Origin of the sequence: Caballeronia pedi, assembly GCF_001544915.2 — a bacterium.
GTDB lineage: Bacteria > Pseudomonadota > Gammaproteobacteria > Burkholderiales > Burkholderiaceae > Caballeronia > Caballeronia pedi.
This window is the reverse complement of sequence record NZ_FCOE02000036.1, coordinates 13,867-30,760: the sequence shown is the minus strand read 5'-3', so window position 1 is coordinate 30,760 and position 16,894 is coordinate 13,867. Positions and strand designations below refer to the sequence as shown.

At 65.1% G+C, this 16,894-nt stretch carries 15 protein-coding genes; all 15 read left to right on the top strand.

What is annotated here, in order from left to right; all coding sequences use genetic code 11:
- Positions 1-19: 19 nt before the first annotated feature.
- Entirely contained in the window at positions 20-937 is a 918-nt protein-coding gene (locus AWB80_RS33505; RefSeq protein ID WP_061179013.1) for an STAS domain-containing protein, read from the top strand.
- Positions 938-980: 43 nt separating this feature from the next.
- The gene (locus AWB80_RS33500; protein ID WP_061178967.1) at positions 981-1,340 is read left to right on the top strand and encodes an STAS domain-containing protein; all 360 of its coding nucleotides are present in this window, start codon (positions 981-983) and stop codon (positions 1,338-1,340) included.
- 20 nt (positions 1,341-1,360) lie between these two features.
- Complete coding sequence (locus AWB80_RS33495; protein ID WP_061178966.1) at positions 1,361-1,801, top strand: anti-sigma regulatory factor; 441 nt, start codon at positions 1,361-1,363, stop codon at positions 1,799-1,801.
- Positions 1,786-2,850, top strand: coding sequence for an anti-sigma regulatory factor (locus AWB80_RS33490; protein WP_061178965.1), 1,065 nt, complete (start codon positions 1,786-1,788; stop codon positions 2,848-2,850). Before AWB80_RS33495 ends, AWB80_RS33490 begins: the two co-directional genes overlap by 16 nt.
- A complete protein-coding gene (locus AWB80_RS33485) occupies positions 2,847-4,571 on the top strand; it encodes an ATP-binding response regulator (protein ID WP_061178964.1) in 1,725 nt (574 codons plus the stop codon). The genes AWB80_RS33490 and AWB80_RS33485 overlap by 4 nt, the downstream gene beginning before the upstream one ends.
- Positions 4,568-6,487, top strand: coding sequence for a hybrid sensor histidine kinase/response regulator (locus AWB80_RS33480; protein WP_061178963.1), 1,920 nt, complete (start codon positions 4,568-4,570; stop codon positions 6,485-6,487). The genes AWB80_RS33485 and AWB80_RS33480 overlap by 4 nt, the downstream gene beginning before the upstream one ends.
- 192 nt (positions 6,488-6,679) lie before the next feature.
- Positions 6,680-7,684 (top strand): glycosyltransferase family 2 protein, encoded by a 1,005-nt coding sequence (locus AWB80_RS33475; protein ID WP_061178962.1) that lies wholly within the window; start codon positions 6,680-6,682, stop codon positions 7,682-7,684.
- A 187-nt stretch (positions 7,685-7,871) separates the two neighbouring features.
- Positions 7,872-8,525, top strand: coding sequence for a GntR family transcriptional regulator (locus tag AWB80_RS33470; RefSeq protein WP_061178961.1), 654 nt, complete (start codon positions 7,872-7,874; stop codon positions 8,523-8,525).
- 47 nt (positions 8,526-8,572) lie between these two features.
- Positions 8,573-9,379, top strand: coding sequence for an SDR family oxidoreductase (locus AWB80_RS33465; RefSeq protein WP_061178960.1), 807 nt, complete (start codon positions 8,573-8,575; stop codon positions 9,377-9,379).
- 15 nt (positions 9,380-9,394) lie between these two features.
- Positions 9,395-10,327, top strand: a complete 933-nt coding sequence (gene kce, locus AWB80_RS33460) for a 3,5-dioxohexanoate:acetyl-CoA acetone transferase (protein WP_061178959.1) — start codon at positions 9,395-9,397, stop codon at positions 10,325-10,327.
- Between the two features lie 14 nt (positions 10,328-10,341).
- Positions 10,342-11,115 (top strand): N-acyl homoserine lactonase family protein, encoded by a 774-nt coding sequence (locus AWB80_RS33455; RefSeq protein ID WP_061178958.1) that lies wholly within the window; start codon positions 10,342-10,344, stop codon positions 11,113-11,115.
- 40 nt (positions 11,116-11,155) lie between these two features.
- Positions 11,156-12,283, top strand: coding sequence for a sugar ABC transporter substrate-binding protein (locus AWB80_RS33450; RefSeq protein ID WP_061178957.1), 1,128 nt, complete (start codon positions 11,156-11,158; stop codon positions 12,281-12,283).
- A gap of 15 nt (positions 12,284-12,298) precedes the next feature.
- Complete coding sequence (locus AWB80_RS33445) at positions 12,299-13,810, top strand: sugar ABC transporter ATP-binding protein (RefSeq protein ID WP_061179012.1); 1,512 nt, start codon at positions 12,299-12,301, stop codon at positions 13,808-13,810.
- A 10-nt stretch (positions 13,811-13,820) separates the two neighbouring features.
- Positions 13,821-15,920 (top strand): ABC transporter permease subunit, encoded by a 2,100-nt coding sequence (locus tag AWB80_RS33440; protein WP_061178956.1) that lies wholly within the window; start codon positions 13,821-13,823, stop codon positions 15,918-15,920.
- A gap of 26 nt (positions 15,921-15,946) precedes the next feature.
- Positions 15,947-16,891, top strand: coding sequence for a 3-hydroxyacyl-CoA dehydrogenase (locus AWB80_RS33435; RefSeq protein WP_061178955.1), 945 nt, complete (start codon positions 15,947-15,949; stop codon positions 16,889-16,891).
- Positions 16,892-16,894 lie beyond the last annotated feature (3 nt).

The following is a 16,894-nucleotide window of genomic DNA, read 5'->3' as shown; positions in this document are numbered from 1 at the left end:
TCGCACAAGGGATCGCGGCATGGAAATGGTCGGCGGAATGCGGCTTGCGCAATTGTTCAACAACAACCAGGAACAGTTGCTCGCGGAATGGTTCACGCAGCAGCACGCCATCGCGTCACGGCGCGGGCTCGTCGGCGAGGCGGAGCTGCGCAATCAGTTCACGCAATTCGTCTCGCTTTTGGTGACGGTGCTCGGCACGTCCGAGCGCGTCGATTTCAAATTGCCCGCGTGGCAGGACGTGCGCGCGTTTCTCGCGGACATGTCCTCGCAGCGCGCGCGTCAGGGCTTCTCGCCGGTCGAGACGGCGATGTTCGTGTTCTCGCTCAAGCAGCCGCTCTTCGTGCGCCTGCGCGACTCGCTCGCCGACGATCCCGCGACCCTCGCGGATCTCACCTGGACCATCAGCACGCTCTTCGACGAACTCGGCCTGTTCACGACCGAAGTCTTCCAGGCGAGCCGGGAACAGGTCATCGTGCGTCAGCAGCAGGAACTCCTCGAACTCTCGACGCCCGTCGTGCAGTTATGGGACGGCGTGCTCGCGCTGCCGCTCATCGGCACGCTCGATTCCGCGCGCACGCAGGTCGTGATGGAGAACCTGCTGCAGAAGATCGTCGAGACGGGCGCGGCCATTGCGATCATCGACATCACCGGTGTGCCGACCGTCGATACGCTCGTCGCACAACACTTGCTGAAGACGGTCGCGGCGGCGCGGCTGATGGGCGCGGACTGCATCATCAGCGGCATTCGCCCGCAGATCGCGCAGACCATCGTGCATCTCGGCGTGAACCTTTCGAACGTCACGACCAAGGCGACGCTCGCGTCGGCGTTCGTCGTCGCGCTGCAGCGCACGGGCAAGTCGGTGTCGGCGGGGCTCGCGCACGACGCGCCGCGCGGCGGCCGTCCGGGCGATGGATTCGATTCGCTGCAAGCGGAATGACGGCGCGTCGCGCCACTCGAAGCACTGAACGGGGCCTCAAGCGATGGAACGCATTCCGATTCTCACGATGGGCAAGCTCCTGCTCGTCACCATTCAGGTGGACATGCATGACCGGCTCGCGCTCACGCTGCAGGACGATCTGACGAGCCGCATCGTGAAGGACAACGCGCGCGGCGTGCTGATCGACATTTCCTCGCTCGACGTGGTGGATTCGTTCATCGGACGCATGATCGGCAACACGGCGGCGATGGCGCGCGTGCTCGATGCGGAAACGGTCGTGGTCGGCATGCAGCCATCGGTGGCGATCACGCTGGTCGAGCTCGGGCTCACGCTCTCGGGTGTGCGCACGGCGCTCAACGTGGAGAAGGGCATGGCGCTCCTCGCGAAAAACGGCATGGCCTGAGGCCGCCTGCACACGATGCCATGATGATCCTCAACTCCACAGCCGCGCCGACGTCCTCGTCGCCGCCCGACACGCTGCCGATCCGCTCCGACGAGCAGATCGTGCGGTTGCGCCAGTTCGTGCGCGAGAAGGCGGTCGCGCAGGGGCTGTCGCTCATCGATCAGACCAAGTTCGTGACCGCCGCGAGCGAGCTGGCACGCAACACGCTCATCTATGGTGGCGGCGGCGACGTCCATTGCTATCTCGTCGAGCGCAACGGCCGCCGCGGCCTCAGACTCGAATTCGTCGACAACGGTCCCGGCATTCCGGACATTCAACGCGCGCTCTCCGATGGCTTCACCTCGGGCAGCGGCCTGGGCCTCGGCCTCGGCGGCGCGAAACGCCTGTGCGACGAGTTCGATATCCGCTCGGCGCCGGGAGAAGGCACGCACGTCTCGATCACCAAATGGAAACCGTTCTGAAGGAATCGATGGCCGCGCAGCAGCGCTACGAGATCGCCGAGGCGAGCCAGATCGCCTACGCGCGGCGCTCGATCGGCGAACTCGCGCGCGGGCTCGGTTTCAACGAGACGACGGCGGGCGAGCTCGCGATCGTCGTCACCGAGTGCGGCACGAACCTGCTCAAGCACGCACAGCGCGGCGAGCTGCTCGTGCGCCCGCTCGTCGATGCGAACGCAGACGCGCAGCGCTACGGCATCGAAGTGCTGTGCATCGACAGCGGCCCGGGCATCGCCGATCTGCACCGCTGCTTCGAGGATGGCTACACGACCGCGGGCAGTCCCGGCAACGGCATGGGCGCGATCGAGCGTCTTTCCGGCGAGCTCGACATCTGGAGCGCGCCGGGGCGCGGCACCGTGCTGCGTGTCGTGTTCTGGAATGCGCCGCGCGCGGCGAACCTGCCGGCGGCGCCGCTGACGTATGGCGTCGTGAACCTGCCGCTGCAAACCGAAACCGTCAGCGGCGATGCCTGGGCGTGTCACGCGAACCGGGACGAATTCACCGTGCTCGTCGCCGATGGCCTCGGCCACGGTCCGCTCGCGCATGTCGCCGCGATCGAAGCGGCGAAGGCGCTCGCCGCGAATGGCGATCTGCCGCTCGACCACATCATGGATGCCGCCAACGAGGCGCTGCGCCCGACGCGCGGCGCGGCGGTCGGCATCGCGCGCATGCCGGCGTCGCCGGCGGTGAATGACATGCCGGTGACGTTCGCGGGCATCGGCAATATCTCGGCGAGCGTATGGAGCGAAGCGTCGCACAGGCATCTGGTGTCGCATGCCGGCATCGTCGGGCATGCGGCGCGGCGCGCGCAACTGTTCGATGTGCCGTATCCGCCGAACGCGCTGGTCGTGCTGCATTCGGACGGGCTCACCTCGCGCTGGGATCTCGCGCGCTATCCGGGACTCGCGATGCGGCATCCGGCGCTCGTCGCGGCGGTGCTGTACCGCGACTGCACGCGCGGCCGCGACGACGTCACCGTGTTCGTCGCGCGCGTGTCGGGAGGCGCACCATGATGCAGCCGCTCTACGCGATGAGCATCGAAGGCGAGCGCGATATCGTCGCGGCCCGCGTGAAGGCGCGCGACGCGAGCGCGGCGCTCGGCTTTTCGCCCCAGGATCAGACGCGCATTTCCACGTCCGTGCTCGAAGCCGCGCGCACCGTGCTGATCGCGGGGCAGGCGGCGCGCGCCGAATTTCTCGTCGATGACGCCGCGCGCCCGGCGCGTTTCGTCGTGCGTTTTCTGGCGGGCGCAGGCGCGGGCGAACGGCTGCGCGCGATGCGCCACGACGACTCGCAAGCCGCGCTCGGCCTGCTCGCGGCGCAGCGCCTGATGGACCACTGCGCGATCGCCGATGAAGCGGACGGCGTCACGTCGATCTCGCTGGCAAAGGCATTGCCCGACGGCGCGCCCTGTGACGTGCAGGCGGTGAAGCTCGTCCTCTCGCGTCCATCGAGTCAGGACACGACCGCCGAGCTGCAACGCCAGAACCGCGAGCTGATCGCCGCGCTCGCCGATCTGCGCGAACGCCAGGAAGAACTGACGCGCCTCACGCGCGAACTCGAAGACACCAATCGCGGTGTCGTCGCGCTGTATGCGGAACTCGATGCGCGCGCCGATCATCTGCGCCGCGCGGACGAATCGAAGTCGCGCTTTCTATCGAACATGAGTCACGAGTTCCGCACGCCGCTCTCGTCGATCCGCGCGCTGTCGAAGCTGCTGCTGGAGCGCATCGACGGCGAGCTGACCGAGGAGCAGGAAAAGCAGGTGCGCTTCATCCGCAAGGCGGCGGAAGATCTGTCGGAAACGGTCGACGATCTGCTCGATCTCGCGAAGATCGAAGCGGGCAAGATCGAAGTGCGTCCCGCCGAATTCGAAGTCGATACCTTGTTCTCGGCGCTGCGCGGCATGCTGCGGCCGTTGTCGCCGGGCGGCGCGGTGGAGCTCGTGTTCGATTCGTGCGAAGGCCTGCCGCCCATCCGCACGGACGAAGCCAAGGTCGCGCAGGTGCTGCGCAACTTCGTGTCGAACGCGCTCAAGTTCACCGAGCGCGGCGAAGTGCGCGTCAGCGCGAGCTATGACGAGACGCGCCGGCTCATCACGTTTTCCGTCGCCGATACGGGCATCGGCATCGCGCCCGAGCATCAGCCGGTCGTGTTCGAGGAGTTCGGGCAAGTCGAAAATCGCCTTCAGCAATACACGAAGGGCACGGGTCTCGGTTTGCCGCTGTGCCGCAAGCTCTGCAAGCTGCTCGGCGGCGATGTGTCGCTCACGAGCGAAGTCGGGCGCGGCTCGGTCTTCAGCGCGACGATTCCGGCGCACTACGGCGCGGACTTCGACGCGGCGCGTCACGCGGCAAGCGATACGCGGCCCGCCGTGCTGATCGTCGCGAGCAATCCGATCGAGCGGCTCGATTGCGAAGCGGCGCTGCGCGAATCGCCGTATCGCTCGATGAGCGCCGCGACGCTCGACGAAGCCGGCCGCCTGCTCGTGCACACGCAGCCTGCCGCGTTGCTGCTCGCGGTGCAGCCCGCGCCATCGGAAGCGTGGATCTGGCTCGCCGCGCTGCGCGCGCAGGCCGCGACGCGCGGCATTCCGATCGTCGTGCTCGGCGAGGGCGACGATCGCCATGAAGCGCAGGCGCTGGGCGCGACCGCGTTCATCGGCAAGCCGGTCGGCGGCGGCGAACTGCCGAACGTGCTGGATGCGGTTACGGGCAAGGGGCGGGCATCATGACAAGCGACTGGAGCGAGGTGCTCATCCTCAACGTCGACGACAACGACGGCGCGCGCTATGCGAAAACGCGCATCCTGTCGCGCGCGGGCTTCAACGTGATCGAGGCCGCGACCGGCACCGCCGCGCTGGAACGCGTGCGCGCCGAAGCGCCCGATCTCGTGCTGCTCGACGTGAAGCTGCCCGACATCAACGGGCTCGAAGTGTGCCGCCAGATCAAGGCGTCGCCGGAGACCGCGAGTGCGCTCGTGTTACAGACATCGGCGGCGGCCGTGCACAGCCTCGATCGCATTCGCGGTCTCGAAGGCGGCGCGGATAGTTATCTGACCGAGCCGGTCGAACCGGCTGAACTGATCGCGCATGTGCGGGCCCTGCTGCGCGTGCGACTCGCGGAAAACGCGCTGCGCGAGAGCGAAGAGCGCTTTCGCCAGCTCGCCGAAAATATCGACGACGTATTCTGGATGCTCGATCCCGCATCCAGCGAACTGCTGTACGTGAGCCCCGCTTACGCGCGTCTCTTCGATACCGGCGGCGGCGCACCCGCGCCCGTGCCCGGACCGGATCACTGGTCCGGCGATATCCTTCCGCTGGATCGCGGTCACGTCGCCGATGCGTATCGGCAACTGCTTGCGAACGGCACGCCGTATCAGGTCGAATATCGCATCGTGCGCGCGAGCGGCGGCCCGCGCTGGGTGGCGGAGCGCGCGTTCCCGGTGCGCGGCGCGCTCGGGCATCCGGCGCGGCCGTATCGCATCGCGGGCATCGTCAACGATATCTCCGAGCGCAAGGCCGCCGAATTGCTGTTGCGCGAAGCGGACCGCCGCAAGGACGAGTTCCTCGCGATGCTCGCGCACGAGTTGCGCAATCCGCTCGCGCCGATTCGCAACGCGGTGGACTTGCTCGATCCACATCGCGAGCCGTCCGTGCAGCATTTCGCCACGGTGCGCGCGATCATCGACAGACAGGTGCGGCATCTGAGCCGTCTCGTCGACGATCTGCTCGATGTCGCGCGCATCACGCAGGGCAAGATCACGCTGCGTCAGGAAACCGTGGATCTCGCGGCGGCGATCGCGGCGGCGATCGAAACCGTGCAGCCCGCGCTCGACCGAAAGCGCCATACGCTGACGGTGAATCTGCCGGATGCGCCGCTTTATATCGTCGGCGATAACGTCAGGCTCGCGCAGGTGTTCGGCAATCTGCTGTCGAATGCATCGAAGTACAGCCTGGAAGACGGCGAGATCGCGATCGAGACCGAACAGTTCGGCGATGAAGTGCGCATCGTCGTGCGCGACAAGGGCATCGGCATCGCGCATGACATGCTGCCGCATATCTTCGATCTGTTCGTGCAGTCGGAGACGTCGCTCGAACGCTCGGAGGGCGGGCTCGGCATCGGCCTGCCGCTTGCCAGGACGCTCGTCGAGTTGCAGGGCGGGCGCATCGAGGCGTTTTCGGCGGGGCCGCAGGCGGGCAGCGAGTTCATCGTGTGGCTGCCGCTCGCGAAGAATGCGCAGGTGGCCGCGCAGGGAGTCCCGCAGACGCCCGCGAGCGTGGCCGGCGGCAGGCGCGTGCTGCTCGTCGACGACAGCGTGGACGCGGCCACCGCGATGGCGCTCCTGCTCGAAGCGGACGGCTTCGACGTGCGCACGGCCCACGACGCGACCGAAGCGCTCGCACTCTCCGATGTGTTCGCGCCGCAGATCGTGCTGCTCGATATCGGCTTGCCGGGGATGGACGGCTATCGCCTTGCGGGCGAGTTGCGCGCACGGCCCGCAACCGCCGATGCGTTGCTGATCGCGGTGACGGGATACGGGCAGGCGCATGACCGGCAGCGTTCGAAGGAAGCGGGCTTCGATCATCATCTCGTCAAGCCGGTCGCGTTCGAGGAGATTCAGCGGGCGGTGTCGGGGAAGTTCACATGATCTGGATTCCGAAGGATTGTTCGCCGCGATTGCATCGTTTCACAAGTTGACGTCAATCAACGGTTACATCCGTCAAAAACGTTGCATCGGTGGGTAAAAGCGCATTATCGCGAGTGGATTGGGGCACAATTGTCAGGCTCTCCTCACAGCCGCTGAGCGGTCTGTCCTGCAATCCTTTCCGGACCAGCGATCGTGTCTTCCTCGCCCCTCGTCACCGCCGTCATTCCCGCTTTCAACGCGGAATCGCTCATCGGCGAAGCGATCGCTTCGATCCGGGCTCAGACTATCGACGACTGGGAACTCATCGTCGTGGACGATGGCTCCGCCGATCAAACCCTGGCAGCCGCACGCCAGGCGGCCGGCGACGACCGCCGCATTCGCCTGATTCGCTTCGACCGTAACGAGGGCATCAGCATTGCCTCGAACGCGGGCTTCGACGCGGCGCGAGGCGAGTTCATCGCGCGCCTCGACTCCGACGATCGCGCCCTTCCCACCCGCTTCGCCGTTCAGGTCGACGCCTTCAGGGAAAATCGGCGCCTGGCGGCGGCCGGATCGCACGCCCGCGTGTTCGGCGATGGTGTTCCGGATGGCAGCATCGCGTACTGCACTTTGGGAGACGCCGATCTCAAAGCTCGCCTGTTCGAGGGTTTCAACACACTGAGCGGCGGCACGCTCATGGTGCGGCGCTCGTTCGTTCGCGAGCATCGCATCCGCTTCGACGACGACGCGGGCAGCGCCGAAGACCTGGATTACGCGATGTCGATCATGGTCGCAGGCGGACAGCTTGCCAATGTCGATCAGGTGCTGACCGAGCACAGGGACCATAGTGGCAATTTCACCAAGACGCGGGTGGACCTTGCGCGCCCGGGCCTTCGAAAATTTCGGTGTCATGTTTTGGCGGCATGGTATCCGGGCCTCGCTGCGCGTGACATCGAACTGATCGTGGCCATGTGGGAACGGTTCGATCCGCCTTTCACCGACACCTTCCTCAACACCATGCGCGCAGTCGACCGACTCGTCGTCGCCAATGTCATGGATTTTGGGCAAAACACATCGATCGTTCCCGGCGTCGTCGTCGACCGTGTGGGCTATCTCGCCAATCACTACCGCGACCATCTCGATGTTTCTGCCATTCAGGCTGCGCGATCCTACGTTTCACCGCCTGTCCGCACTGCGCTCGATCAAAGCGGCTTTTGAGTCAGCGTTTTCACCTAGCAATTCGAGGTTGACTCACGCGCCCACGCGTCCGAAACTTTAGCCACTGAAGTGTGATCACAGGTCACACAAAACGCATCGCAGCAGCCGAACGAAAGAACGGAGGCAGAGAGTGGCGACACGCTCGACGACGGACTTACCCGCGCTCGAATTAGTTGCACGCGAAACGATGGCCGGCCGCGTCCATGCGCAGTTGAGGCAGGCGATCATGACGGGCCGCTTCGCGCCCGGACAGTTGCTGAGCCTGCGCAGCGTCGCGGAAGCCGTCGGCTCTTCGACCATGCCGGTGCGCGCAGCGCTCACGCGGCTCCAGGCGGAAGGCGCATTGATCGACGGGCCCGGCCGCGCGCTGATGGTCCCGCCGATGACGCTCGATCTGCTCGACGAATTGCGCGACGTGCGCATCGCACTGGAAGGGGCGGTCGCGAAGCGCGCGGCATCGCGCATGACGCGCGCGCATCTCGAAGCATTACAAGCGATCTTCGACACGATGGACGCGCATGTCGAAGCGGGCGACGTGCCCGCGTATCTGCGCAGCAACTTCGAATTTCACATCGCCATTTATACGCACGGCGCGAGCGATCTGACGCTCTCGACGATCCAGAACCTCTGGATGCGCATCGGGCCGTTCCTGAATCTCGTCGCCCCCGACATTCCCCACATGCGTCGTTCGATGGCGGCGCATCGCCATATCGTCGAAGCGCTCTGGAAAGGCGACGGAGAAGGCGCGCGCGCGGGCATCGAAGAAGACATCGGCGATGCGGCCGCCGATCTGCAGGAGCGCCTGCAAGGCGGCGACATGTCGAACGAAGCAAGCGCGTGAGTCGTACCTGAGTCGCGCGGCAACGACAACAAGAAAAGGAGACAGGCATGACGGTTCTTCAGATGCTGAAACCGCACGCGGGCTTGCGCGTGCTCGTGACGGGCGGCGCATCGGGCATCGGGCTCGTGATCGCGCGCGCGTTCGTCGATGCGGGCGCGCGCGTGCATGTCTGCGATGCGAGCCGCGACGCGATCGATGCGTTGGCGCAGGCCGAAGCGAGCGCCGAGTGCAACGCGATTACCTCGACGCTCGCGGATGTATCCGACAAGGACGCGGTCGAGCGCGTTTTCGCCGATGTGCAGAACGAACTCGGCGGGCTCGACGTGCTCGTGAACAACGCGGGCATCGCCGGACCGACCGGCGGCATCGACGAGATCGACGTGAACGAGTGGGAGCAGACCATCGATGTCAATCTGAATGCGCAGTTCTACTTCGTGCGCCGCGCCGTGCCGCTTCTGCGCGATGCGCATGGCGGCGGGACGATCATCGCGTTGTCATCGGTGGCGGGACGGCTCGGCTACGCATTCCGCACGCCTTATGCCGCGACGAAGTGGGCGGTCGTCGGCATGACCAAGAGCCTCGCGATCGAGCTGGGGCCGTCGAATATCCGCGTCAATGCGATTCAGCCGGGCATCGTGAAAGGGCCGCGCATCGAACGTGTGATCGCCGCGCGCGCGAAGCAACTGAACCTCTCCTATGAAGAGATGGAGAAGCAGTATCTCGAGAAGGTTTCGCTGCGCCGCATGACGACGCCCGAGGAAGTCGCGGCCACCGCGCTCTTTCTGTGCTCGCCCGCGGGCAGCGGCATCTCGGGACAGGCGATCTCGGTCTGCGGCAACGTGGAAGTCCTTTAAAACAACGAGGATCACATGGCAACGAAACGCAAGGTCATCATCACATGCGCGCCGACCGGGGCGATCCATACGCCTTCGATGTCGCCGTATCTGCCGCTGACGCCGCAACAGATCGGCGATGCGGCGCTCGCGGCCGCGCAGGAAGGCGCCGCGATTCTGCATCTGCACGCACGCGATCCGAACGACGGCCATCCGACGCAAGACCCCGCCGTGTTTCAGGAATTCCTGCCGCGCATCAAGGCCAATACGGATGCGGTCATCAACATCACGACCGGCGGCAGTCCGCACATGACGGTAGCGGAGCGTTTGAAGCCCGCGCATCACTTCAAGCCGGAAGTCGCATCGCTCAACATGGGCTCGATGAACTTCGGCCTCTATCCGATGCTGGAGCGCTTCAAGGACTTGAAGTACGAGTGGGAGCGCAAGCATCTGGAGAACAGCCGCGATCTGGTGTTCAAGAACACCTTCGCGGATATCGAATACATCCTCACTTCGTGCAGCGACAACGGCACACGTTTCGAGCACGAATGCTACGACATCTCGCATCTGTACAACCTCGCGCACTTCGTCGATCGCGGGCTCGTCAAGCCGCCGTTCTTCGTGCAGAGCGTGTTCGGTTTGCTGGGCGGCATCGGGCCGCATCCCGAGGATCTCGCGCATATGAAGCGCACGGCGGATCGTCTCTTCGGCAGCGACTACGTGTGGTCGATACTCGGCGCGGGCCGCCATCAGATTCCGCTCGGGTCGATCGGCGTCGCGCAGGGATCGAACGTGCGCGTCGGTCTCGAAGACTCGCTGTGGATCGAACCGGGCAAGCTGGCCGAATCGAGCGCGGCGCAGGTGAAGAAGATCCGCCAGGTGATCGAAGGACTGTCGCTCGATATCGCGACGCCCGCCGAAGCGCGCGAGATGCTCAAGCTGAAAGGCGCGAGCGACACCAACTTCTGACGACGGAGGGCATCGTGAACGCCAGGCTCAAAGTAGTCGCGATGCCGACGGGCTGGCTCACCGTCGATCGCTCATCGCAGGTGTATGGCCGCTACTTCGGACAGCAGATGAAAGTGCCGGTGTGGTCGACGGCGATCGTCGGCGCACAGAAGAAGATCGTCGTCGATACGGGCATCCACGATCCGGGCTGGGTCTCCAATTTCGTGTGCCCGTGCGATCAGGCGCCGGAAGAAAAGCTCGAACGTGCGCTGAAGGAATACGTCGGCTGGAGCGCGGATGACGTGGATATCGTCATCAACACGCATCTGCATTACGACCATTCGGGCGGCAATACGCTTTTCAAGAATGCGCGCTTCATCGTGCAGGCGGCGGAGTGGGAATACGCGGGTCATCCGCTGCCGACGCAGGCTACGTATTACCAGGAGTTTCTGATCGGCCGCGAGCCGCTTGCGTATTTCCGCTGGCAGTTCGTCAACGGTGTGACCGATATCGCGCCCGGCGTGCGCGTCGTGCCGACGCCGGGGCATACGCCGGGGCATCAGTCCGTCGCGGTCGATACGGAAGAAGGCGTCGTGCTGATCGCGGGCGATTGCGCGAACTGCATGGAGAACATCGTCGATCTCGTGCCGGTGGGCATCGTGCATGAAACGCTCGCGGAGATCGGCTCGCTGTCGCGTATCCGCCAGATCGCCGATTTCGTCATACCCGGACACGACCCGAATGTCGTGCCCGGCAGTGCGGGCATCGCCTTGCCCGCGAGCGCGCGTTTGCCGCACGTCCGTTGTTAGAAGCGCCCGCTTCATAACCATACGAAGACCGGAGGAAGACATGAAAGCATTGACGCAGTCGATTCGTCATGCGGGACGGGCCGCGCTCGGCCTCGCGTTCGCGGCGGCGCTCGCCGTTTCGGGCCAGGCGCACGCGGCCGGCAAGTACAAGATCTTCTTGTCGATGAGCTATGTCGGCAACGACTGGCAGACGGAAGCCGCGAACATGGTCAAGGCGATGGCCAACACGCCAGCCCTGAAGGACAAGGTCGACCTCGAAGTGCAGGTCGCCGGCACCGACGCGCAGAAGCAGATCCAGCAGATCAACTCGATGGTGCAGGCGGGCGCGAAGGCCATCGTCATCTATCCGATCTCGCCGACGGCGCTCAATCGCGCGATCAAGAACGCGTGTTCGAAGGGTGTGGTCGTAGCGGCGTACGACGGCGAAGTGACCGAGCCGTGCGCGCACAACGTGACGATCGATCAGCATCAGGCCGGCACCGTTACCGCCGAATGGCTCGCGAAAACCATCAACGGCAAGGGCAACGTCGTGATGATCACGGGCGTGCCGGGCACGTCCGTGGACCGCGCGCGCACCGAGGCGGCGAAGGCCGTGTTCGCGAAGTTCCCGGGCATCAAGATCGTCGCGGAAGGCACGGGCATGTGGAGCCAGGCGACCGCGAAGACCGAGCTCTCGAAGATTCTCGCCACCAACAGCTGGGACAAGATCGACGGCCTGTGGATGCAGGTGGGCTGCTTCACGGCGGCGTCGATGCAGCTCGAAGCGGGCATCGCCGACGACAAGATCAAGCCGTGCGCGGGCGAATCGTCGAACGGGCATCGCGTGCAGATGCTGCCGCCGGGCGAGGTGAAGGGGCAGGGCGGGTATCGCTCGATCGGCTATCGCTCGATCTCCTACGGCGCGCCGCCGTACTCCGGCGCGATGGCGCTCAAGATGGCCGTGAAGAAGCTCGACGGCGGCGACTTCCCCGCGCGCGTGACGCTCAAGCTGCCGCTCGTGCTGACCTCGGAATCGAAGCTCTGCAAGACCGGCAGCATCGACGAGCTGAAGGCGGGCTGCACGGCGTTCCCGCCGGACAAGGTGCCGCCGGGCTGGTTCGCGGACATCTACTCGGAAGATACGAAGGAAGTGGGCTTCAACGCGGCCTTGACGGGTAATCAGGACTGAGGTCGAGGCATGACGATGAACGACGCATCATTGGCGATCGATCTGTCGAAGGTGACGAAGCGCTTCGGCGCGACCGTCGCGCTCGATGGCGCGTCGTTCTCGGTGAAACGCGGCGCGGTGCATGCGCTGCTCGGCGAGAACGGCGCGGGCAAGTCCACCACGGTCAAGCTGCTATCGGGATTGATGCAGCCCGATGCGGGCAGCATCCGCGTATTGGGCCGCGACGTGACGATGAAAAGCCCGAAGGACGCGCACCGCGCAGGCGTGCAGACGGCGTTTCAGGAGATGACGCTCGTGCGCGATCTCACGGTTGCGCAGAACCTGTTGATGTCGTACGAGCCGACGGGTTTTCTCGGGCGCATCAAAAAGCGCGACGCGCAGCGGCAGGCGGCGGAATGGCTCGACAGACTCGAACTGTCCGACGTGCGCCCGGGCGCCTACATCCGCGATCTTTCATTGCCGGTGCGGCAGAAGATCGAGATTGCGAAGGCGATCGTGCGCGCTCCGCAAGTGCTGCTGCTCGACGAACCGACTTCCGCGCTGTCGGGCCGCGATGTCGCGTGGCTTTCGAGGCGTATCGACGAAATGAAGGCGAGCGGCGTGACCTTCGTGTTCATCTCGCATCGCATGCAGGAAGTGCGCGAGTTCTGCGACAGCCTCACGGTGTATCGCAATGGCCGCGACGTGGGCGCGTTCGACGCCGCCGATATCTCCGATGACGAAGTGATCCGCCTCGTTATCGGCCGCTCGATGGAGGCGAAGTATCCGCCGAAGATTGCTTCGGTGAAGAGCGACGCGACACCGGCGATCGAGACGCGCAATGTTCGCGTCGATGGCGTCGTGACCGATTTCGATCTCGCGGTGAAGCCTGGCGAAGTGCACGGCATCGCGGCGCTGCAGGGCATGGGGCAACGCGAGTTGTTCGAGGCGCTGTTCGGCGCGACTTATATCGACGACGGCGAGATACGTATCGATGGCAAGCCGGTCACGCTGACATCGACTGCGGATTCGCTGAAGGCCGGCGTATCGACGAGCTTCCTGCCAGAGGACCGCAAGACCGAAGGCCTGTTCCTGCGCTTGCCCGGCGGCGAGAACGTGTCGCTGCCGGTGATCGGGCGCTATGCGCGCTTCGGGCTCATCGACCGCAAGCGCGAGCAGGCCGCGATACGCCGCTCGCTCGCGCAGATGGAAGTAAATCCGCGCGCGCTCTACAAGCCGTGCCTCTCGTTCTCGGGCGGCAATCAGCAGAAGATCGCGATGGCCAAATGGCTGCTCACGCAAAGCCGCGTGTGGCTCATGTTCGATCCGACGCGCGGCATCGACGTCGGCACCAAGCACCAGATCTTCGTGCTGATGCGCGCGTTCGCGGCGGCGGGCGGCTCCGTGCTGTTCTATTCGACCGATGTGCCCGAGCTCGTCAACGTATGCGACCGCGTTTCGGTGATGTATCGCGGGCGCAATGTCGGTGAGCTGAGCGGCGATGCGCTCACCGAAGAAAACGTGATGCGCAAGATGCTTTCCAGTTGAGAGGTTGCTCATGAAAATAGCTGTTGCGTCGCCCGATAGCGAGGTCGTGCGGCCGGGCGCGCGCGTGGGATTGGGCGCGCGCATCGATCATCATCGCGGGCTCATCATCGCGATCGGCGCGCTCCTCGCGATGCTCACCGGATGGGTCGCGCTGTCCGCGACGCCCGTCGGGCTCTACGACATCGGCTCGGTGATTTCGAGCGCGACGACACTCGCGCTCGCGGCGATCGGGCAGACCATCGTCGTGTTGTCGGGCGGTTTCGATCTGTCGGCGTCGGCGGTCGTGTCGCTCGCGAATGTGCTCGCGGTGCGCTTCGTGCAGGGCTCGCCCGTCGAGCAATGGGCGGGCGCCGCGCTGATTCTCGCGATCGGCGGCGGCATCGGCCTCGTGAATGGCGCGCTGATCGCATGGTTTCGCCTGCAGTCGATCGTCGTCACGCTCGCGACGATGTTCATGGTGCAAGGTCTCACGCTGCTGATTCAGAACAAGCCCGGCGGCAGCGTCGGCGATCAGTTCGGCGCGCTGCTCACGGCCGATCTCATTCCCGACAAGCTGCCGATGTCGGCGGGCTTGCTGGTCCTCGCGTTGCTGATCTGGTCGTTCGTCAAGCGCACGCGCTTCGGCGTGGGCCTGTATGCGCTCGGCAGCGACCCGGACGGCGCGTATGCGAACGGCATGCCGGTCACGCGTTATCGCATCGCGACCTATGCGCTCGCGGGCATGTTCTACGCGGCGGCGGGCCTGTATGTATCGGCGCAAACGGGTTCGGCCGATCCGCTCGTCGGCCGTCCCTTGCTGCTGTCGATGTTCACTGCGGTCGTGCTCGGCGGCACGCTGCTCGGCGGCGGGCGCGGCGGCTGTGTCGGCACCGTGTTCGCCGCGATGACGCTGATGATCACCGTGAACATCCTGCTCGTGCTGAACGTATCGGCGTTCTTCACGACGATCGCCGAAGCCGTGATCCTGATTCTCGCGGTGCTCGGTTCGTCGATCGGCAAGCAATCGGCGGCGCACGAATGCGCGCGTCATGCGGCGCAATGGTTCAAGGCGATGCGTACGGGCACGCGTGCGCGCGACGATCGCCATGCGCGCCGCGTCACGTTCGAAGTCGATGATTTTCGCCCGGTCGAGAACACGGAATTGAAGGGACGCGTCATCGCCGACTGGATCGAGCGCAATCGAGAATGGGTCAAGTATGTCGTGCCGGCGTATCTGCTGTTCTTCGCGGTAGTGGTCATCACGGGGTTCGTGTATGGACCCGGCGTGCTGGTCAGCGCGAACTTCTACAGCAGCCTGCTCACGTTGACCTTGTTTCTCGCGATTCTCGGGCTGGGGCAGGGCGCGGTGATTCTGACGGGCGGACTTGATCTGTCGATGCCCTGGCTCATCACGCTATCCGGCGTGCTGTTGACGGGCCTCACGCACGGCGTGAACGGCGCGGCGGCGTGGGCCGTGCCGACGGTGCTGCTCGTCGGCTTGCTGGTCGGCGTGTTCAACGGCGTGGGCGTCGTGATGCTCGGCTTGCCGCCGATCGTCGTCACGCTCGCGGCGAACGGCCTGCTGCAAGGGCTGACGCTGATCTATTGCAATGGCTCGCCGCAAGGATGGTCGCCCTCGGCCATCAGCCAGTTCACCAACGAACGATTCGGGCCGTTGTCGCTCGCGGCTTGGAGCGTGCCGGTGTTTCTCGTCATTGCGTTGGTGCTGCTGCATCGCACGCCGTTCGGGCGTCGCGTGTATGCGGTCGGCAATTCGCCGGTCGCGGCGAAGCTGTCGGGCGTGCGAGTCGGCACGACGTTGATCGCGGTGTACTGCCTCTCCGGTTTGTGCTCGGCGATCGTCGGCCTGCTGCTTGCCGGATTCAGTTCGCAAGCGTTTCTCGGTATGGGCGATCCTTATCTGCTGCCGTCGATCGCGGTGGTGGTCGTCGGTGGCGCGCTGATCACCGGCGGACGCGGACACTATCTCGGCGTGTTCGGCGGCGCGTTGCTGCTCACCGCGTTGGGCACCTTGCTCGCGGGAACCACCGTGCCGCCCGCAGTGCGCGACATCATCAATGGGCTCGTGGTGCTCGCAGCGGTCATCACGTTGCGGGACAAGAAAAGCTGACCAATTCGAATGAGGACCAGACACAGATGCAGGCGAAAAACATTGCGGTGATCGGTTCGGGGCGCATCGGCCGCGCGTGGGCGATCGTCTTCGCAAGAAGCGGCTTCACGGTCAACGTGCACGACGCTTCGAAGGAGATGCTCGCGGGCGCGATCCCCGCGATTCGCGAAAGCGTGCAGGATCTCGCATCGTTCGATCTGATCGATGAACCCGTCGATACGATCGTGGCGCGCATCAGCACATGCGAAAGCCTCGCCGATGCCGTCGCCGATGCGGATCTCGTGCAGGAGAACATCGCGGAAGTGGTGGACGCCAAGCGCGCGTTGTTTATCGAACTGGATCGTCTGACGAAGCCCGATGCGCTGCTCGCGAGTTCGACCTCGGGACTGCCCGCGTCGACGTTCACCGAAGGCATCGAAGGCCGCGCGCGGTGTCTGGTCGCGCATCCGGTGAATCCGCCATCGCTCGTGCCGCTCGTCGAGTTGTGCGGCGCGCCGTGGACGTCGCCGCAAGCGCTGGAACGCGCGCACATCATCTACGAACAGGCGGGACAAAAGCCCGTGACCGTCAACCGCGAGATCTCGGGCTTTCTGCTCAATCGCCTGCAAGGCGCGCTGCTCGACGAAGCGTTGAGTCTCTACGAGCAAGGCTATGCGAGCGCCGCCGATCTCGACACCGTGATCCGCGACGGCCTCGCGATGCGCTGGTCGTTCATGGGACCGTTCGAAACCATCGACCTGAATGCGCCCGGTGGCGTGGCCGATTATGCGGCCCGTTACAGCGGTACGTATCGCGCGATCGCATCGGGACGCACGCCGTTCGACTGGCCCGCCGACACGCTCGGCAAGCTCGATGCCGAACGCCGCGCCGTGCTGCCGCGCGACCGGATCGAGGAACGCAGCCGCTGGCGCGATCGCCGCCTGATGGCATTGCTCGCGCATCGCCGCGATGTCGGGGACCGCGAAGACTAACTC